This window comes from Streptomyces sp. NPDC048441 (genome assembly GCF_043200235.1).
In the GTDB taxonomy this organism is placed as follows: domain Bacteria; phylum Actinomycetota; class Actinomycetes; order Streptomycetales; family Streptomycetaceae; genus Streptomyces.
Window position 1 is genome coordinate 237,995 of sequence record NZ_JBICXM010000007.1, and the last position, 16,761, is coordinate 254,755.

Below are 16,761 nucleotides of genomic sequence, written 5' to 3' on the forward strand. Positions count from 1 at the left end.
GTCGTAAAGTCCCGTCTCTTTTGCGTCAGTTGGGGCGCGTGGCCGCGAAGTCGGCGAAGAACTCGGTCCGCTGCTCAGGGGTGAGGTGACACGCCGCGCCCCGGTCGTCCACCAGGTCGAGCAGCGGCAGTTCGTCCGAGCACCGCCCGCCGCCGACCTGCTCCGTGAACGCGCACCGCGGGTGGAAGCGGCAGCCCGTCGGCAGGTTGAGGAGGCTCGGCGGGGTGCCGGGAATGGGCGAGAGCGGCACGTCGACCGGGCCGTGGAGGGTCGGCATGGAGCCCAGCAGGCCCCAGGTGTACGGGTGTTGCGGCACCCTCAGGACGTCCTTCTTCGCACCCTTCTCCACGCACCGGCCGCCGTACATCACCAGGACGTCGTCCGCGATGTCCGCGATCACGCCCAGGTCGTGGGTGATGAAGATGATCGCCGTACCGAACTCCTGCTGCAGGTCCTTGAGCAGGTCCATGATCTGCGCCTGGACCGTCACGTCGAGCGCCGTCGTCGGCTCGTCCGCGATCAGCAGCGCCGGGTTGCAGACCAGTGACATCGCGATCATCGCGCGCTGGCGCATACCGCCGGAGAACTGGTGCGGGTAGTCGTCCACGCGCAGGTCCGGCTGCGGGATGCCGACCTTCGTCAGCATCTCGATCGAGCGGGCCCGCGCCTCCCTCTTCGAGGCGCCCGTGTGCTTGCGGTACGTCTCGCCGATCTGCTTTCCGATGGTGTGGTACGGGGAGAGCGAGGCGAGCGCGTCCTGGAAGATCATCGCCATCTTGTTGCCGCGCAGCCGCTCCAACTCCCGCTCGGTGGCGGTGAGAAGCTCCTGCCCGTCGAGGAGGATCTCGCCGTCGATCTGCGTGACGGCGGGGTTGTGCAGGCCGAGGATCGCCAGGTTGGTCACGGACTTTCCGGAGCCCGACTCGCCCACGATGCCGAGCGTCCTGCCGTGCTCCACGTCGAAGTCGAGGCCGTCGACGGCCTTGACGACACCGTCCTCCGTGGAGAAGTGAACGCGCAGGTCCCGTACGGAGAGGAAGGGGGCGCCGGCGTCGGAGGGGGAGGAGGCCCCTGAGGGGGACTTGCTGATCGAAGTGCTCATGAGATCTCTCGTCTCCCTAGGACAGCCGCACGCGCGGATCGATGAGTGCGTACAGCGCGTCGACGATGATGTTGAAGACGACGATCGCCGCGGCCGCGACCAGGACGACGCCGAGCAGCAGTGGCAGGTCGCTGGTGTCGACCGCCTTCACCGACAGCTTGCCGATGCCGTGCAGGGCGAAGGTCTCCTCGGTGATGATCGCGCCACCGAGCAGCACACCGAGGTCGAGGCCGAAGATCGTGACGATCGGGCCCATCGCGCCCCGCCAGGCGAAGCGGAAGAAGACCGTGCGGCGCGAGAGCCCCTTGGCGCGGGCCGTGCGGACGTAGTCCTCGCTCATCGTCTCGACCATCTGCGAGCGGGTCATGCGCGTGTAGTTCGCGGTGAAGATCAGCGCCAGCACGAGCCAGGGGATGAGCAGTCCGGAGAACCACTTGGCGGGGTTCTCCGTGATCGGTGTGTACGAGGGCCGGTTCAGCCAGTGCAACTGGTCGGTGAGGAAGTAGACCGCGAAGACGCCCACGACGTAGATCTGCATCGAGGACGCGATGAGCGACGCCGACGAAGCGATCTTGTCGAGGGGCTTGCCCTGCTTGACGGCGGCCAGCATTCCGGTGCCCACACCGAAGAGGACGAACACGACCGCGGCGCCCAGCGAGAGGGACAGCGTGGTCGGGAAGCGGTCGAGGATGGTGCCGAGGACGGGCTCGCGGTTGCGGAACGAGAAGCCGAGGCAGGGCGCGTCGCAGAAGCCGTACGTGTCGTAGTCACGGCCGACGAACAAACCCTCGAACCAGTGCCAGTACTGCACAGGAACCGAATCGGCGATCCCCAGGTTGTGCTTCACCAGCGCCAGTGTGTCCGGCGGGCACACCTTGCCGCAGGCCAGGCGGGCCGGGTCGCGCGGGGCCGTGTAGAAGAGGACGAAGACGATGAAGCTGATGATCAGCAGGATCACCGTGCCGCCGATGATGCGGCGAATGAGGAAGCGGAACATGGCAGTTGGGATTCCTGACGGATGCCGAGACGGAGGTGGAGGCCGGGGCGGGCTCCTGTGCGGGGAGCCCGCCCCGGTGGCCGGTCGTCAGTCCTTGACGAACACCTTGGTGAGCAGCGTCGCGGCGAACTGCGGGTCGTGGATGGCGCCGCCGACCTTGGAGCCGTGCAGGTACCAGCGGCGCTGGAAGGTCTCCGGGATGATCGGCACGACCTCCTTCATGATCCGCTTGTCCAGGGCGGCCCAGGCCTTGCCGGCCTCCTTCGGGTCCGAGATGACCGCGTTCTTCTTGATCGCCTCGTTGATCCACGGGACGTCGCACTGCGAGACGTTGTTCTGACCGTCACCGATCGCCGAGCCGTCGTACAGCGGCTGGATCATCGTGTACGCGGTCGGCCAGTCCGGGGACCAGCCGAACCACATGACGTCGAACTTGTTGTCCAGGCGCTGCGCCTGGTCGTAGTAGTCCTGGTCGCCCAGCGGCTTGATGACCGGGTCGAAGCCCGCGGCCCGCAGGTTCCGCTCGATGATGACCTTGGACTTCATGTACGGGGGCCTGCGGGGGAAGGCGTACACGATCTTCGTGTCGAGCTTGCCCGCCTTCTTCAGGACCTCGCGGGCGCGCTTGGGGTCACCCGCCGGCTTGTCCAGCTTGTCGTAGAGGTCGAACTTCTCGTAGCCGATGATGTCGGGGCTGAGGGTCGTCGTCGCGTAGTCGCCCGCGGCGGCACCGCCGTAGATCTTGCGGCTCTGCTCAAGGGGCCAGGCGATGAGCAGGGCCTTGCGCACCTCGACGTCCGTGACGCGCTTCATGTTGATGGCGAAGTAATAGGTGCCGGACGACAGGCCGTTGAAGCTGCGGGCCTTGATGCTGGGCGTCGTGAGCACCTTCTGCATACGCTCGGCGGGGATGTCCTCGTAGACCGCGACCATCTGCTGGTCCTTGCCCTGGTCCGCGATGAACCGGTCGTTGGACTCCAGTTCGGTCGGTCCGAACTCGAACTCGAAGTTGTCCGGGTAGGCGGTGCGGATCGGGTCGGTCTTCGGGTCCCAGTGCTTGTTGCGGGTCAGCGTCATCGACTTGTCAAGGGTGCGGTGCTTGACGATGTACGGGCCGCTGGAGAAGGGCGTCTTGTCGTACTTCTCCTTGGTGTCGTGCTTGACGGGTGTGGCGGCGTACGAGTGCATCGCCAGCGTGAAGTTGAAGTCCGGGCGGGCCTCCGCCAGCTTGAACGTGATCGTCTTCTTCTTCTTGTCGGTGACGATCGAGTCCAGGTGCTTGCCCTCGTAGGGACCCTTGTAGCCGTCACGCCACTTGGCGCCCTTGCCGGTCAGCGCCTGCTGGGCGTAGATGGCGCCTTCGGTGACGAATGAGGCCCAGCCGCGCTCGAAGCCGTGCCGCACGTCGTCGACCGTGAGCTCGCTGCCGTCCTGCCACTTCAGGCCGTCCTTCAGCGTGAAGGTCCAGGTCTTGTTGTCGTCGGAGGCCTCGCCGACATCGGTGGCGAGGTCGCCGACGAGGGTCTGGTGGCCCTTCATGTCGGTGTAGTAGCCGGTGAGGGTGCGCGCGTAGAGGTTCGCGACAGAGGAGTTGTACGCGAAGTAGATGCGCTGCGGGTCCAGGTGCGAGACGTCGGCGGCGGCGACACAGTAGATCGTGCCGCCCTTCTGCGAGCCGGGAACCTCGGGCGCGGGCCCGGTCGAGTCCTCCTTGGTGCCGATCTTCACCGTCGCGTTGGTGTATTCGGTGGCGCCGCCCTTGGGGGGCTTGTTGCTGTCCGTGTCGCCGCCGCTGCTGCACGCGGACAGGACGAGCGAGCCGCCCGCCGCCACCGAAGTGGAGATGAGGAGGTTTCTGCGGGAGATCGACATGTGGCTACCAACCCTGTGTGTGAGGTGAGGAAGAGCAGATCGTGCGAGGCGGCACGGCCCCGTCGCGCGTGCCGTCGCAGGGCATGTCAGCGCGTGGTCTTCGGATCCAGCGCGTCGCGCACCGAGTCACCGAGGAGGTTGAAGGCGACCACGAAGATCACCATGGCCACGCCGGGGAACGCCATGAAGGTGATGTCGTCCTGGTAGTACTTCGAACCGTTCTGGATCATCACCCCCCAGTCCGGCGTGGGCTCCTCAAGTCCGACACCGAGGAAGGCGAGAGCCGCTTCCGTGGTGACGAACAGTGGCAGCAGGAGCGTTGCCTGAATCAGGATCGGCGTCCACAGATTGGGGAGCAGCTCCTTGAAGATGATGCGTGCCGGAGATGCTCCCGTGACCTTCGCCGCTTCCACGTACTCCCGCTCGCGCAGGGCGAGTACTTCGCCGCGCAGCAGCCTGGCCAGGGGCGCCCAACCGAAGGCGGTCATCACCGCGATGAGAGTGGTGACGATGAGCCACTGCGGGGTCTTGTCCTCCGGGCTGACCAGGATCGAGAGCATCACGGGGAAGAAGGCGATGTAGAAGAGCGTGGAGGGGAAGGCGAGCAGGATGTCGATGACCCGGCCGATGAAGTAGTCCGTCTTGCCGCCGAGGTAGCCGGCGGTGACGCCGACGACGACTCCGAGCAGTACCACCAGAACGGTCGTCACGGTCGCGATCAGCAGGGAGTTGCGGATGCCGTAGAGCAGGAAGGTGAACACGTCCCGGCCCAGGCCCGGTTCGACGCCGAACCAGAAGTCCCCGTCGATGCCGCCGTTGGGCTTCATCGGGTTGCTGAACTCGTTGAGCAGCGAGGGGTCGTCCATGCCGTACGGCGTGTACGGATCTTTCCCGTACACCTTGGCGATGAGCGGTGCGCAGAGGGAGACGACGAAGAAGAAGAGCACGACACACGCGGCGGTCGTACCGGACTTGTCCCTCTTGAACCGGGTCCAGGCGAGCTTCCCCGGTGAACGGCCCCTGCTCCCTTGGTCCTTGGGCGAGCCCGGTTTGCCGTCGGTTTCTTCCGTCACTTCAAGTGCGGCTGAGGCGGCGGGTGTCGGAGTGGTCATGGCGCTCCTGGGTGGCCCGATGGGGTCGTGGGATTCCGCAGGAGGAAAGCCCCCACGGGCTGGGCGCGACTTTCGCAAGGCATTTATGGCGCGGTCAATGAATCCTGTTCCTCCTTGGAGGGGTCTTGGGATCCTTGGTTATAACTTGACCGTGGGTATAGGTGGTATTTGCCTTCGCGTAATCAAGCGTGATGGACAAACAAGGGTGTTCTGGTTGAATCCGGAAATGTGTCCGATATCTGGGCTGAGCTGTCTGTCATGCGTACGCCCGAAGAGGTCCCGAGACCCGTACGGACGCGGCAAATGTGCATGTCCTGACTGATACGGCGATATTTGGCGTGAAGCAGGACAGAGCGCCGGGGCTGGAGCCCCGGGGCAGAGCACTCCGAGGAGGACTCCATGCGTGGAGCCACGCACGCCAAGTGGGCCGCATGTGCGGTGACCGTCGCCCTCGCGGCGACCGCCTGTGGTGGAGGCGGGGACAGCGGCGGTGGCGGCGACGGCTCCGGGATCGTGGGGTCGTCCTGGGGTGATCCGCAGAACCCGCTGGAGCCCGCGAACACCAATGAGGTGCAGGGCGGCAAGGTGCTCGACATGGTCTTCCGGGGTCTCATGCGGTACGACCCGAAGACCGGCGAGGCCAAGAACATGATCGCCGACAAGATCGACACCAAGGACTCGCAGAACTTCACCGTGAAGCTGAAGACCGGCTGGAAGTTCAGCAATGGCGAGAAGGTCACCGCGAAGTCCTTCGTCGACGCCTGGAACTACGGCGCCCATCTGAAGAACAACCAGAAGAACGCCTACTTCTTCGGCTATATCGAGGGATACGACAAGGTCCACCCGGAGAAGGGTGACGCCACCGCCGACAAGCTCTCCGGGCTCAAGGTCGTCGACGACACCACCTTCACCGTCAAGCTCACGCAGAAGTTCTCCACCTGGCCCAAGACCCTCGGCTATCCGGCCTTCGCGCCGCTGCCCAAGACGTTCTATGACAAACACGACGCCTGGCTCGCCAAGCCCATCGGCAACGGTCCGTACACCATTGACTCGTACGACAAGGGCTCGAAGATGTCCCTGCGCAAGTGGGACGGGTACAGCGGTAAGGACAAGGCGGAGAACGGCGGTGTGGATCTGAAGGTCTACACCGACAACAACACCGCCTATACGGACCTGATGGCGGGCAATCTCGACCTCGTCGACGACGTTCCCGCCTCCCAGCTCAAGAACGCCAAGAGCGACCTGGGTGATCGCTACATCAACACCCCGGCAGGCATCATCCAGACGCTTGCCTTCCCCTTCTACGACAGCAAGTGGTCGAAGAGCGGGATGGAGAAGGTCCGCCAGGGGCTTTCCATGGCGATCAATCGTGAGCAGATCACCGAGACCATCTTCCAGAAGACCCGCACTCCGGCCACCGACTGGACATCCCCGGTGCTCGGCGAGGCCGGCGGCTACAAGTCCGGGCTCTGCGGTGACCCGTGCAAGTACGACGCGGACAAGGCGAAGAAGCTGATCGCGGACGGCGGCGGCATCCCCGGCGGCACGCTGAAGATCACGTACAACGCGGACACCGGCTCGCACAAGGAATGGGTCGACGCCGTCTGCAATTCCATCAACAAGGCCCTCGGGAACGACAAGGCCTGTGTCGGAAGCCCGATCGGCACCTTCGCCGACTTCCGCAGCAAGGCATCCCAGCAGAAGCTGGACGGCGCCTGGCGTGCGGGCTGGCAGATGGACTACCCGCTGATCCAGAACTTCCTCCAGCCGCTGTACTACACGGACGCCCCGTCCAATGACGGCAAGTGGTCCAACAAGGAATTCGACAAGCTCGTCGACAAGGCCAACGCCGAGACCGACACCGCGAAGGCCGTCAGCACCTTCCAGGACGCCGAGAAGGTGCTCGCCGAGCAGATGGCGGTCATTCCGCTCTGGTACCAGAACGGCAGCGCCGGTTACTCGGACAAGGTCTCCAACGTGGCACTGAACCAGTTCAGCGTCCCGGTCTACAACGAGATCAAGGTCAACTGACTGAGGCACCGGGAGCGGGGGGGGGGGGGGGGGGGGGGGGGGGCGCGGCCCCCCCCCCCCCCCCCCCCCCCCCCCCCCCCACCCCCAGCCATGTCACGCGGCCGCGTGCGAGCCGCCCACCCCCGCGGCGTCCCTGTCATGGTGGATCGGTGCCCCGGAGCCGGTCAGCGGAACGCCCGTCCCACCCCGCCTCGCCGCGACGATCTCAGCGGCGATGGACAAGGCGGTCTCCTCCGGCGTACGGGCCCCGAGGTCGAGCCCTATCGGGGAGCGCAGGAGAGCCAGCTCCCGTTCGCTTACGCCGACTTCGCGCAGCCGGCGATTGCGGTCCTCGTGGGTGCGCCGCGAGCCCATCGCACCGACGAACGCGACCGGAAGCCGCAGGGCCACCTCAAGGAGCGGGATGTCGAACTTGGCGTCATGGGTGAGCACGCACAAGACCGTGCGGCTGTCGGTCGCGGTCCCCCGGAGGTAGCGGTGCGGCCAGTCGACGACGACGTCGTCCGCCTCGGGGAAGCGCGCCCGCGTGGCGAACACCGGACGGGCGTCGCACACCGTCACGTGGTAGCCGAGGAACTTTGCCGTACGCACCAGTGCCGCGGCGAAGTCGATCGCACCGAAGACGATCATGCGGGGCGGCGGCACGTTCGACTCGACGAAGAGGGTCAGGGGAACCCCGCAGCGCGACCCGCTCTCCGAGACGGTGAACTCGCCGGTGCGCCCCGCGTCCAGCATCGCGCGGGCCTCCCCCACCACCGTCCGGTCGAGGTCGGGGTGCCCGCCGAGGCCGCCTTCGACCGATCCGTCGGGGCGTACGAGGACGGCTCTGCCGAGGAGTTCGGCCGGGCCGCGGGCGACGCGGGCGACGGCCGCGGCCTCCCGCCTCGCGGCAGCCGACAGCGCCGCCGCGAACACCTGCCTGCCCGGCGTGTCGGCGCCCAGCGGCGTGACCAGGACCTCGATGACCCCGCCGCAGGTCAGCCCCACCGCGAAGGCGTCCTCGTCGCTGTAGCCGAACCGCTCACGCACGGCCTGGCCGTCCTGGAGCGCCTGGACGCACAGGTCGTACACCGCCCCTTCCACACAGCCGCCGGAGACCGAACCGATGGCCGTGCCCGCACTGTCGACGGCGAGGGCGGCGCCGGGCGCCCGCGGCGCGCTGCCGCCCACCGTCACGACGGTGGCGACGGCGAAGTCCCGGCCCTCATCGGCCCAGCGATTCAGCTCGTCGGCTATGTCAAGCACTCGTGGCTCCTCCTCCCGCCCCGATGACGCGGTCGGGCCTGATGGGCAGAGCCCGATGGCGTACGCCGGTCGCATGCCAGACCGCGTTGGCGATGGCCGCCGCGACGCCCACGATGCCGATCTCGCCGATGCCCTTGATGCCGACCGGGTCGTCCGCGTCGGTGTCCTCCACCCAGTCCGCCTCGATGAGCGGCACATCGGCGTTGGCGGCGAAGTGGTAGCCCGCGAAGTCGGCGCCGACGTGGCCGCCCGTCGCCCGGTCCCGGTGGGCCTCCTCGTGCAGGGCCATGGACAGACCCCAGGTCATTCCGCCGACGAACTGGCTGCGCGCCGTCAGCGGGTTGACGATCCGGCCCGCAGCGAAGATCCCGAGCATACGCCGCACCCGCACCTCGCCGCTGGTGACGTCGACGGCGACCTCGGCGAACTGCGCTCCGTACGAGTGCCGTTCCTTCTGCGTGAGGGCTCCGACGGCCGCGCTGGTGTCGGACCGCACGGTGATTCCCTGCGGCGGAATGTCGCCGCCCAGGGCCAGTTGCTCCCGCAGGTCACGCACCGCTTCCGTGATCGCCCAGCCCCAGGAGCGGGTGCCCATCGAACCGCCCGAGATCGCGGCCGGGCCGAAGTCGCTGTCGCCGATGCGCACATGGACGCGCTCCTGGGGCACATCGAGGGCTTCCGCGGCGATCAGGGTCAGCGCGGTACGCGCCCCCGTCCCGACGTCCGCGGCGGTGATCCGCACGGTGAAGGTCCCGTCGGCCTCCGCCGTCACGGCCGCCGTGGACGGCATGACGATCACCGGGAAGGTGGCTGCCGCCGTGCCGGTGCCGAGCAGCCAGCGCCCTTCGCGCCGCAGGCCGGGACGCGGGTCCCGGTCCGCCCAGCCGAACCTGCGGGCGCCCTCCTGGAAGGCGGACAGGAGATTGCGGCTGGCGAACGGAAGGCCGGAGACAGGGCCCACGTCCGGTTCGTTGCGGGCACGCAGCGCGATCGGGTCCACGCCGCTCCGCTCGGCGAGTTCGTCGAGCGCGGACTCCAGGGCGAACGAGCCCGGAGCCTCGCCCGGCGCGCGCATGAAGGTCGGCGTCGGCACGTCGAGGCGCACCACGCGGTTGACGCTGCGGTGGGCGTCGGTGGCGTACATCGGGCGCCCGAACCCGGCGCTCGCCTCGACGAATTCATGGACCGTCGAGGTGAGGCTGTGCGCCTGGTGGTCGACGGCGCGCAGCCGCCCGTCGGTGTCGGCGCCGAGCCTGACGCGCTGGGCGGTGGGGCTGCGGTAGCCGGTGAGCGAGAACAGCTGGCGACGACTGAGGACGACCCTGACCGGGCGGTCGAGCAGGGTCGCCGCCATCACGGCGAGGATCTGGTGCACGCGTACGCCCTTGGATCCGAAGGCGCCGCCGACGTGTTCGGACCGCACCCGTACCGAGGCCGGGTCGAGCGAGAACAGCTTCGCCAGCTCGTCCGCGACCCAGGTGCTGCCCTGGTTGGAGTCGACCACTTCGAGGCGTCCGCTGTCCCAGCGCGCCATCGCCGCGTGCGGTTCCATCGAGCTGTGGTGCTCTTCGGGGGTGGTGTACTCCTCGTCCACCACATGGGCGGACGCGGCGAGTTCGGCCTCCAGGTCGCCCTTCTCCATCAGCTGGCCGTCCGGCGTGTACGTGCCGGGGTGTGCCGCTGAGAACGCGACATCGTGCGGCTCCGCTTCGTACCGCACCACCAGCGCCTCGGCGGCCTCTCTGGCCTGCTCGGACGTCTCGGCCACGACCAGCGCCACCGGCCAGCCGACGAACGGCACCCGGTCGTGCTGGAAGACCTCGACGATCGGGTCGGGCGGGCCGAGCATACTGACGTAGTTCCCGTCGACGCGCGGCGCGTTCCCGTGGTGCAGGACGGCCAGGACACCGGGCATCTTGCGGACGGGATCGGACTCGACCGAGAGGATCCGGCCGCGGGCGATCGTGGAAAGCACCAGCCAGCCGTGGGCGAGATCGGCGTAGGGGATCTCCCCCGCGTACCGGGCGGTGCCGGTGACCTTGTCCCGGCCCTCCACGCGGGTGTACGAAGCGCCGACGGTGCTCGTCGCCGTGGTGGACGTGGTCGTCGTGGTCCGCGCCGTCATCGGGTCGCCTCCTCGGTGAGCTCGGTCAGCAGGGCGACGACGAGGTTGCGCATCAGGGTCACCTTGTATCCGTTGTGGGGCAGCGCCTCGGCCGCCGCCAGTTCGGCATCCGCTGCGGCGGCGAACGCCTCGGCGGTCGCCGGGCCTCCGGTCAGTGCGCGCTCGGCCTCGCCGGCCCGCCACGGCCTGGATGCCACCGCCCCGAAGGCGAGGCGTACTTCGCGTACGACACCGTCCTGGACGTCGAGCGCGGCGGCGATGGAGCCGATCGCGAAGGCGTACGACGCGCGCTCACGCACCTTGCGGTAGCGGGAGTGGGCGGCCACCGGAGCGGGCGGCAGGGTGATGCCGGTGATGAGCGCGCCGGACGGCAGCGCGGTCTCCAGGTGCGGTGTGCTGCCCACGGCCAGGTAGAAGTCGGCAAGCGGCAACTCGCCGGTGCCCTCGGCAGTTTCGTACGTGACGACGGCGTCGAAGGCGGCGAGCGCCACGCCCATGTCGGAGGGGTGGACGGCCACGCAGTGCTCGGACGCGCCGAGGATCGCGTGGTTGTGGTGCTCGCCCTCGATGGCGGGGCAACCGCTGCCGGGGGCGCGTTTGTTGCACGGTTTGCTCAAGTCGGCGAAGTAGCCGCAGCGGGTGCGCTGGAGCAGGTTCCCGCCCACCGTGGCCATGTTGCGCAGCTGGCCGGAGGCCCCCGCGAGGACGGCCTCCGCCAACGCCGGGTAACGGCGCCGCACTTCGGGATCGGCCGCGAGATCGCTGTTGGTGACGGTCGCGCCGATCCGCAGACCGCCGTCGTCCGTGGCCTCGATCCGGTCGAGGGGCAATTCGCGTACGTCGATGAGCAGTCCGGGCCGCTCCACGCCGGTCTTCATCAGGTCGACGAGGTTGGTGCCGCCGCCCAGGACGCGGGCGTCGGGGTCGGCGCCCAGGAGCGCGACCGTACCGGGGACGTCAAAAGCGCGCTGGTAACCGAATTCCCTCATGCCACGGCCTCCGTACCCTCGGACTCAGCGGCTGCCGCCTGCGCGACCGCCTGGACGATCGACACATAAGCGCCGCAGCGGCACAGATTGCCGCTCATCCGCTCCCGGATCTCGTCGGCGGTCAGCTGCGGCACACCCGCCTCGGGCCGCACATCGGTGGTCGCGGCGCTCGGCCAGCCCGCCGCGTGCTCCTCGATCACCGCGATGGCCGAACAGATCTGGCCCGGTGTGCAGTACCCGCACTGGTAGCCGTCGAGGTCGAGGAAGGCCTGCTGGACCGGGTGCAGGTTGTCACCGTCCGCCACGCCTTCGATGGTGGTGATCTCCCGTCCCTCGGACGCGACGGCGAGCTGCAGGCAGGAGACGGCCCGGCGTCCGTCGATCAGGACCGTGCAGGCACCGCACTGGCCCTGGTCGCAGCCCTTCTTGGTGCCGGTCATGTCGAGGCGCTCACGCAGGGCGTCGAGCAGGGTGGTGCGGTGGTCGACGGGCAGCGTGTGCTTTTCGCCGTTGATGTTCAGCGTGATGGCGCTGGACGTCGATAGGGCCACGATCAGCCTTCTTTCGCTTCTGTCAGCTTCTGTCCCGTGAGAACGGGAGTGTTCGTACGAGGAGATCCCGGCGGAGAGGTCGGGAGGAGGTGGCGCTGTGCGTAAGAGGGGTCGGCTTGGGGCACGGTCTGCCAGTATGGTGACCCTAAGCGGACAGCTGTCCGTTAACTTCAAAACTTAGTGGACAGTTGTCCGCTTAGCAAGAGTGGTCCAGGCCTTGATTGCCGATTGATCGCCGATTGCCGTGATTCGCGAAAGTTCGCGGGAGGAGGACGAGTGCACCCGAAGAAGGACCCGCAGCTGCGCTCGGACGCACAACGGAATCGCGAACGCATCCTGGAAGTGGCCCTGACCGAACTGACGCGCTCGGCGGACGCCCCGTTGAGCGCGATCGCGAAAAAGGCGTGCGTGGGGCAGGGGACGTTCTACCGCAATTTCCCCAGCCGCGAGGCACTCGTCCTCGAGGTCTACCGCTACGAGGTCCAGCAGGTCGCCGACACGGCCTGCCAACTGCTCGACACCCGCGCGCCCGACCAGGCTCTGCGGGAGTGGATGGACCGCCTCGCCCAGTACGCCATGGCCAAGGCCGGCCTGGCCGACGCGATGCGCAAGGCCACCAGCGCGCACGGCACCCTGGCAGGCCTCGGACACGGCCCGGTCTCCTCCGCGATCACCCTGCTCCTCAAGGCGAACGAGGAGGCGGGAACCATCCGGCCCGGCCTCACTCCCGACGACTTCATGCTCGCCATCGCGGGGCTCTGGCAGATCGATCCGCACAGCGACTGGCAGTCCCGCGCCGGACGGCTCCTCGACCTGGTCATGGACGGGCTGCGCGCCGGGGCTCCAGGGCGCTGACGCACGCCGCTGCGACCAGGATGCCGAAAGCCACGGTCAGAGCGGTGGTGTAGCCGTGCACGGACGCAGCGGTGGGGGTGGCGTCGGCGGTGGACGCCAGGTAGGTCGCGGTGGCGCTGGCAGCGACCGTGTTGAGCAGCGCGGTGCCGAGCGCGGCGCCCAGCTGCTGGGAGGCGTTGTACGCGGCCGCGGCGGCCCCGATGTCGTGCGGGGGCATGTCAGCGGTGGCCAGGCTCGCGGTGGGAGGCATGACGCACCCGAGGCCGAGGCCGGTCAGGATCAGCGCCGGCACCAGGTACAGCGGGAAGACATCGGTGCTCTGTGAGGTCAGGCGGGTCAGTATGAACATCCCCGCGGCCGCGGCGAGCAGCCCCGGCACGATCAGTGCCGCGGGCGCGACGCGTCCGTGCAGTTTCCCGGCGATCAGCGTCGCGCCGACCAGCGCGGCGAACGCGTTGATGATCAAGGTCAGGCCCGCCTCGACGGGTGAGTAGCCGAGGACCGTCTGCGTGTAGTAGCTCATGAACAGGTAGAAGCCGAACATCGCGACGAACAGCAGGGTGATCGCGACGAACGCCCCGGCACGGGCGCGGTGCAGGAGTACGCGCATCGGCAGGAGCGGCCTCGGCGCCCGTACCTCGACGGCGGCGAACGCGGCGAGCAGGAGGACGCCACCCGCGAGGAGGGCAAGGACCTTCGGCGAGCCCCATCCGAGCGGCTGGGCCTCGTTGAAGCCGTAGACCACCGCGGCGAAGCCCGTGGCACTGAGCAGGGCGCCCGCCACATCGAGCCGCCCCGCGTCACGGACCGGCCGGTCCCGTGGCACGAACGTCGTGCCGAGCACGGCGAGCAGCGCGACCGGGACGTTGACGTAGAGGCACCAGCGCCAGCTCGCGTACTCGGTGAGGAGTCCCCCGGCGACCAGACCGACCGCGGAGCCCGCGGCGCCCACCGCGGCGAACACGCCGAAGGCACGGCCGCGTTCGCCCGGCTCGGTGAAGGTGATCGTCAGCAGCGAGAGTCCCGCGGGTGCGAGCAGCGCGGCGAACACCCCTTGCAGGGCGCGGGCCCCGAAGAGCATCTCGGGGTTCGCGGCGGCCCCGCCGAGCGCGGAAGCTGCGGCGAAGCCGACCAGGCCGATGAGGAACGTACGCCGATGACCGAGGGCGCTGCTGACCCTGCCGCCGATCAGCAGCAGCCCGCCGAAGGCCAGCGCGTACGCGGTGATGGCCCACTGCCGACTCGCGTCGGACATGCCGAGCGCGCTCTGCGCGGAGGGCAGCGCGATGTTCACGATGGTCCCGTCGAGGACCACGAGGAGCTGGGCCGCGCTCACCGCGATGAGCGTCCACCACCGGCGCCGGGCGGTGTCAGCGGAGGGTCCTGCCGTCGTGTCCTGGGTTTCCGGGGCGTCGGGGCGCAGCTCTGTCCCGGACTGTTCGTTGTCTGCTGGATTCATGACTTCAAGTGTTTCGTTGAACTCGCCCCGGAGACTTCTCCTCACTTCCGGCCGACGCCCTGGGCGTATCACGCTGTGAACCCTCAAGCCCGGGTTGCGCCCCGCCGTGACAGAATCCGGCCTGAACAGCGGCGATGAGGGTGTGAGCGCAGTGACACGGCGGACCAGAACCGGCACATGGGACCGCTTCGTGGCGTCGGACCCGGGGCTCCTGCGGTTGATGGCGGGACTGCGGACGGTGGGCGCGATCGCGTTCACGCTCGTGGTTCTCGCGCTGCTCGGCACGGACGTCACGCACATGGTCGCGGGCGCCATGACCGCGATGGTCTCCACCTTCGCCATCAAGGAGAAGGAGGTGCGCGGCCAGGCGATCACGCTCGCGCTCGGCCTGCCCGTCGCGCTCGCGGCGATCTCCCTGGGCGCGCTGCTTCACCACCAGGTCATCGCGGGCGACATGTTCTTCATCGCGCTGATCTTCGGTGCTGTGTACAGCCGCCGGTTCGGCGACCGGGGAACGGCTCTCGGCCTGATCGGCTTTCAGGTCTACTTCGTCTCCTTGTTCGTGGGCGCCACCGGGTCCGCGCTGCCCAGCCTGTGTCTCTCCCTGGCTGTCGCCTTCGCGTGCAGCGCCGTCGTACGGTTCGCCGTCGTGCCGGAGACCCCGGGGCGCGACCTGGGACGCCTTCGCGTGGCCTTCCGAGCGCGGCTCGCGCAACTGGTGGCCACGCAGATGGAGCTTCTCGACGCCGCGCCCGAGCAGTTGGAGAAGGTGCTCGACGAGCTGCGGCGGGGCACCGCCCGGCTGCACGAGACCGCTCTGATGATCCAGGGGCGGCTCGAGGAGGGCACCCCCGACGCGGCCACGGCGACCCTGGTCCAACGCCGAGTGGCGGACGCGGAGATCGCGGCCGAACGTCTCGGCGTACTCCTCCTGAACGCGCGCAGCGCCGAACGCGCGGACACCCTCACCCTGCATCTGCCACACGCGCCCGTACCGGCGACGGGGACGCGCATACGCGCCGAGGACGACGCGACACTCACGCTGCGCCGGGACCTGAACGCGCTGCACCTGCTGGTCGGCCGCCCGGTGGCCGATGACCGGGGCACGGGCCTCGCCCACGTACGCAACAGACTGCTCGGTTACCGCGACGAGGACAATCTGCCGCGGGCCTCGCTCGCCGTCCAGGACGTCTTCCGCGGAATCGGCGAGGCCGCCCGAGCCGTCCTCGGTCTGCGGCTCGCGCTCGACGGTCCCCAGGACGAGTCCGACGACTCACCGGCGACGACCCGGTCCCGCGAGGAGTTCGACGCCGAGGACATCGCGATCGGCGCCGAGGAGTCCGACGACTCCGATGACGACCCCAGCGGACTCCAGCGCCCCACCACCAGGGCCGCGTTCCAGGTGGCTGTGGGCTCGACCCTGGCCATCATCGGCGGCGAGTTCCTCTCCACGCAGCGCTGGTACTGGGCGGTGCTCACCTGCTGGGTGGTGTTCCTCAACACCGCGTCCACGGGCGAGATCCTGGTCAAGGGCGCTCGAAGACTCCTGGGCACGGTGCTCGGGGTGGTCGCCGGTGTGGCGCTCGCGGGGCTCGTCGGCAACCACACCTGGCTCGCGTTCGCGCTCGTCCTGGTCTTCATCTTCGCGATGTTCTTCACCGCTCCCCTGTCCTACGCGCTCATGTCCTTCTTCGTCACGGCGATGCTGGGCCTGCTCTACACCCTCCTGAACACCTACAGCCTCTCCGTGCTCTGGCTGCGCATCGAGGAAACCGCGCTCGGCGCCGCCTGCGGCATCATCGCGGCGGTCCTCATCCTGCCGGTGAACACCGACCGCCGTACCGACGAGCTCCTGAACACGGTCCTGACCAGGCTCGCCGATGTCATCTCCGCGTCGGTCGAGCAGCTCAGCGGCGGCCCGGCGGCCGATCTCCTGGACAAGGCTCGGGACTTGGACACCGCGCTCGACGATCTGCGCGCCTCCACCCAGCCGTTGACCCACCCGATCACCCCGCTGCGCGGCCGCCGCCGGACCGTCCGCTATCTGGTGGCGCTCCTGGAGACCTGCGCCTACCACGCCCGTTCCCTGGCTGCGACCGCCGAGCTCGTGCCGTACAGCAAGAACGTCGCGGCCGATCCGCGCCTGGAGCGTGCGGGCCTCCGCATCGCCCACAACATCGAGGTCATCGCCGGCTACGTGGCGGACGACAAGGCCGATGGCGAGGTCGAATCGGGTGCCAGCATCGCCTCGATGCTGGAGGCGGAGGGCTCCGGCGCCCCACGGTCGGGCACCGTGACCTACCGCGTCCTGCGCCATCTGCAACGCCTGGACGAAGGCGTGGTGGGCCTTGCCCGCCCCCTCGACGTGCCGGTGGCGGGCAGGTCCGGGAGCAGAACCCCGCGGGTCTGAACAACCCCTGATT

The 16,761-nt window shown here is 68.6% G+C and carries 12 protein-coding genes; 3 read left to right on the forward strand and 9 right to left on the reverse strand.

Annotation, left to right across the window (positions count from 1 at the left end; genetic code table 11):
• Positions 1–25 precede the first annotated feature (25 nt).
• The 4 genes from ACGFSB_RS19830 to ACGFSB_RS19845 all read right to left on the reverse strand — a co-directional run bounded on the left by ACGFSB_RS19830 (position 26) and on the right by ACGFSB_RS19845 (position 5,083).
• Positions 26–1,102 (reverse strand): ABC transporter ATP-binding protein, encoded by a 1,077-nt coding sequence (locus ACGFSB_RS19830; protein ID WP_393400699.1) that lies wholly within the window; start codon positions 1,100–1,102, stop codon positions 26–28.
• Positions 1,103–1,118: 16 nt separating this feature from the next.
• Positions 1,119–2,099, reverse strand: coding sequence for an ABC transporter permease (locus tag ACGFSB_RS19835; protein ID WP_393400702.1), 981 nt, complete (start codon positions 2,097–2,099; stop codon positions 1,119–1,121).
• An 87-nt stretch (positions 2,100–2,186) separates the two neighbouring features.
• Positions 2,187–3,971, reverse strand: a complete 1,785-nt coding sequence (locus tag ACGFSB_RS19840) for an ABC transporter substrate-binding protein (protein WP_393400704.1) — start codon at positions 3,969–3,971, stop codon at positions 2,187–2,189.
• An 86-nt stretch (positions 3,972–4,057) separates the two neighbouring features.
• Positions 4,058–5,083, reverse strand: a complete 1,026-nt coding sequence (locus ACGFSB_RS19845; RefSeq protein WP_393400706.1) for an ABC transporter permease — start codon at positions 5,081–5,083, stop codon at positions 4,058–4,060.
• 399 nt (positions 5,084–5,482) lie between these two features.
• Between ACGFSB_RS19845 and ACGFSB_RS19850 the strand changes: the two genes are divergently transcribed.
• Entirely contained in the window at positions 5,483–7,114 is a 1,632-nt protein-coding gene (locus tag ACGFSB_RS19850) for an ABC transporter substrate-binding protein (RefSeq protein WP_393400708.1), read from the forward strand.
• A gap of 93 nt (positions 7,115–7,207) precedes the next feature.
• On the opposite strand, the gene ACGFSB_RS19855 is transcribed toward ACGFSB_RS19850, so the two are convergent.
• The 4 genes from ACGFSB_RS19855 to ACGFSB_RS19870 are packed head-to-tail and all read right to left on the reverse strand — an operon-like array spanning position 7,208 to position 12,024.
• The gene (locus tag ACGFSB_RS19855) at positions 7,208–8,359 is read right to left on the reverse strand and encodes an XdhC family protein (RefSeq protein WP_393400711.1); all 1,152 of its coding nucleotides are present in this window, start codon (positions 8,357–8,359) and stop codon (positions 7,208–7,210) included.
• Entirely contained in the window at positions 8,352–10,484 is a 2,133-nt protein-coding gene (locus ACGFSB_RS19860; protein ID WP_393400714.1) for a xanthine dehydrogenase family protein molybdopterin-binding subunit, read from the reverse strand. Before ACGFSB_RS19860 ends, ACGFSB_RS19855 begins: the two co-directional genes overlap by 8 nt.
• On the reverse strand, positions 10,481–11,473 hold the full coding sequence (locus ACGFSB_RS19865) for an FAD binding domain-containing protein (protein WP_393400716.1): 993 nt from the start codon (positions 11,471–11,473) through the stop codon (positions 10,481–10,483). The genes ACGFSB_RS19860 and ACGFSB_RS19865 overlap by 4 nt, the downstream gene beginning before the upstream one ends.
• Positions 11,470–12,024: a 2Fe-2S iron-sulfur cluster-binding protein gene (locus ACGFSB_RS19870; protein ID WP_393400719.1), complete on the reverse strand. Its 555-nt coding sequence runs from the start codon at positions 12,022–12,024 to the stop codon at positions 11,470–11,472. Before ACGFSB_RS19870 ends, ACGFSB_RS19865 begins: the two co-directional genes overlap by 4 nt.
• A gap of 276 nt (positions 12,025–12,300) precedes the next feature.
• Here ACGFSB_RS19870 and ACGFSB_RS19875 point away from each other — a divergent pair, with 276 nt between their 5' ends.
• The gene (locus ACGFSB_RS19875; RefSeq protein WP_393400722.1) at positions 12,301–12,879 is read left to right on the forward strand and encodes a TetR/AcrR family transcriptional regulator; all 579 of its coding nucleotides are present in this window, start codon (positions 12,301–12,303) and stop codon (positions 12,877–12,879) included.
• Here the strand turns inward: ACGFSB_RS19875 and ACGFSB_RS19880 are convergent.
• Complete coding sequence (locus tag ACGFSB_RS19880; RefSeq protein ID WP_393400724.1) at positions 12,842–14,338, reverse strand: MFS transporter; 1,497 nt, start codon at positions 14,336–14,338, stop codon at positions 12,842–12,844. The genes ACGFSB_RS19875 and ACGFSB_RS19880 overlap by 38 nt on opposite strands.
• 142 nt (positions 14,339–14,480) lie before the next feature.
• Between ACGFSB_RS19880 and ACGFSB_RS19885 the strand changes: the two genes are divergently transcribed.
• Positions 14,481–16,748: an FUSC family protein gene (locus ACGFSB_RS19885; protein ID WP_393400727.1), complete on the forward strand. Its 2,268-nt coding sequence runs from the start codon at positions 14,481–14,483 to the stop codon at positions 16,746–16,748.
• The last annotated feature ends 13 nt before the right edge of the window (positions 16,749–16,761 follow it).

Excerpts from the sequence above, each read along its gene's own strand:
- ACGFSB_RS19830 (WP_393400699.1), bottom strand. The coding sequence starts at position 1,102 with ATGAGCACTTCGATCAGCAAGTCCCCCTCAGGGGCCTCCTCCCCCTCC.
- ACGFSB_RS19835 (WP_393400702.1), bottom strand. The coding sequence starts at position 2,099 with ATGTTCCGCTTCCTCATTCGCCGCATCATCGGCGGCACGGTGATCCTG.
- ACGFSB_RS19840 (WP_393400704.1), bottom strand. The coding sequence starts at position 3,971 with ATGTCGATCTCCCGCAGAAACCTCCTCATCTCCACTTCGGTGGCGGCG.
- ACGFSB_RS19845 (WP_393400706.1), bottom strand. The coding sequence starts at position 5,083 with ATGACCACTCCGACACCCGCCGCCTCAGCCGCACTTGAAGTGACGGAA.
- ACGFSB_RS19850 (WP_393400708.1), top strand. The coding sequence starts at position 5,483 with ATGCGTGGAGCCACGCACGCCAAGTGGGCCGCATGTGCGGTGACCGTC.
- ACGFSB_RS19860 (WP_393400714.1), bottom strand. The coding sequence starts at position 10,484 with ATGACGGCGCGGACCACGACGACCACGTCCACCACGGCGACGAGCACC.
- ACGFSB_RS19865 (WP_393400716.1), bottom strand. The coding sequence starts at position 11,473 with ATGAGGGAATTCGGTTACCAGCGCGCTTTTGACGTCCCCGGTACGGTC.
- ACGFSB_RS19880 (WP_393400724.1), bottom strand. The coding sequence starts at position 14,338 with ATGAATCCAGCAGACAACGAACAGTCCGGGACAGAGCTGCGCCCCGAC.